Origin of the sequence: Chloroflexus sp. (genome assembly GCF_034435895.1) — a bacterium.
Taxonomy (GTDB): domain Bacteria; phylum Chloroflexota; class Chloroflexia; order Chloroflexales; family Chloroflexaceae; genus Chloroflexus.
On record NZ_DAOTWH010000231.1, the window covers coordinates 1 to 1865 of the forward strand.

Here is a 1865-nt window from a genome sequence, read left to right on the forward strand (position 1 = left end):
GGGCCGGGTCAAGGACAAGTTGCACTTCGATGTTCAGCCGTTGCAACCCTAATGTCGCCGCGAATGGCGCGACCGCTGGCCCCGCTTCATCAGCCACCGCCACCCAGCTCCCGCCCCGCGCCTGCGCCCATTGCCCGATCTGGGTCAGCAAGCTCCGGCCAATGCCGCGCCGGCGCCACGCTGGATCAACCGCAATCACGGCTTCGATCTCAAAGTAGCCGTACAGCACCGCACCCCCCGCTACGGTCTCGCCGATCCGCGCCGCGACCAGTGCCGGCAACGGATCGGCATCGAGCCACACCGGTAAGACGATGCCGTCGCTGTGGTTGCAGCGGTCAAACAGTTCGAGCACGGCGGGCCATTCGGAACGGGAGATGATCGTGATGTTGAGGGTCATCGTGGTGGTTGGTGCTTTCATATAGGCAGGCGAGATGGCGCCGGCTTTTTTCTCAGCACATAGTGCCAGTGGCGCCGGTTCGGCGCCAAATGTCTGCATGCTCAACGCACACAGCGTAAGGTGTGTTAACTGCAATATGAGTATACGCTATATCAGCTCGGCTTTTTGCGGCTATCCTAACTCTCTGCCAGCATACGCAACCGGCGATCGAGCGGGCCACCTTCACGGTAGGCTGCGCTGTGCGCAAACCACGCCGGCAACAGATCGCGCTCGATCCACGTCCAGCGGTCGGTGGTATTGGCAATGCTACGCGCGCCGCTCAACACCGCCGGCAAGCCAAAGAAGTTGGGGAAGGACGGCCCCCCCACTGGCCCGCCGCCGGTAAAGTCCATCCACGTGCCCAACGAAGCGATCAGGCGGCCAAGGTCTGACAAGCGGGCCATATACGGCGGCAAGATCGTCATCTGCTCGTGGCGCAGCAGGGTCAGCGCCGCCTGATTCACCAACTCCCAGCCGTCAGTGAAGGTCTCAGGTTTGCACATGCGTTGCGCGCCTTCATCAAGCAGGCGAAAGGCTACCAGAATAGCCTGATCGCTCTCGGCAACGCACCGCTCTAGCTCGGCCAACCCGCCGTGGATGTAGGCCAGATGGGCCCAGCCGGTATCGTTGAAGATAGCATCGTTGGCCTGTTTGATAACCAACAAGTCTTCCAGCAGTTGGCCGGTGGCGGCGGCGTGCAGCAGGGTAGGCGCAAGCAGGGCCAGACTTACGCCGCGCCCCGCCAGCACGCCGAGCAGGTCGAGCGTGGCGGCATTGGCCGGTTGCGCAGCGCCGTTGCCGATCATCCGCTGCGGTGTCATCAGTTGCTCGGCCAGCGCGATGCCAATCCCGGCTTGGGCCGAAGCAAAGGCGGCTAAGCCAGCCCAGCGAAACAACCACGGCTGGCGCAGATACCAACTGGCGTAGGCGGCGGTGATAGCGCGATTGCGCGCGACGAGCTGGTTAACCGGGGGCAGATGGCGATCGATGATAGCGCACCAGTCGGTTTTGGTGGGCATAGGGTTCCTTTATAGACAAAGCGACGTCCTGTCTCTCATGGTACAGTAAGCAGTTCCTGCGCTCGCGGGGAGCGGCATGCCACCACCCCAGCCCTCCCCCGGAGGGGGAAGGGGCATCTGCCCGGCGCCCGGCCCTTTAGGGCCGGGCTAGGGTTACGAAGCCCGCTGCGCGGGCTGCTGGCCCTCACCCTTGGCCCCTCTCCCACTGGCGCGGGAGAGGGGAGCGGAGCTAGGCTTTGAGGCGTTTCACAGCGATCAATGGTTGTACTCGACCAACTTTGACAGTCCTGTTTGTCATTGCGAGGGCGCGCAGCGCCCGCAGCAATCTCCCGCTTTGGCGCGAGCGAACCCACAGAGGGTTACTCTCGCGCTCGCGGCAAGCGGCGGCTATGGCGTGCGGCAGTCAAACT

General features: G+C 63.5%; 2 protein-coding genes. Both read right to left on the bottom strand.

The window, feature by feature from the left end:
* Positions 1 to 496 (bottom strand): GNAT family N-acetyltransferase (locus U9R81_RS13440; RefSeq protein WP_322495950.1); only part of this gene is annotated, 496 nt, incomplete at its 3' end.
* Between the two features lie 77 nt (positions 497 to 573).
* The gene (locus tag U9R81_RS13445) at positions 574 to 1455 is read right to left on the bottom strand and encodes a DUF2515 family protein (RefSeq protein WP_322495951.1); all 882 of its coding nucleotides are present in this window, start codon (positions 1453 to 1455) and stop codon (positions 574 to 576) included.
* Positions 1456 to 1865 lie beyond the last annotated feature (410 nt).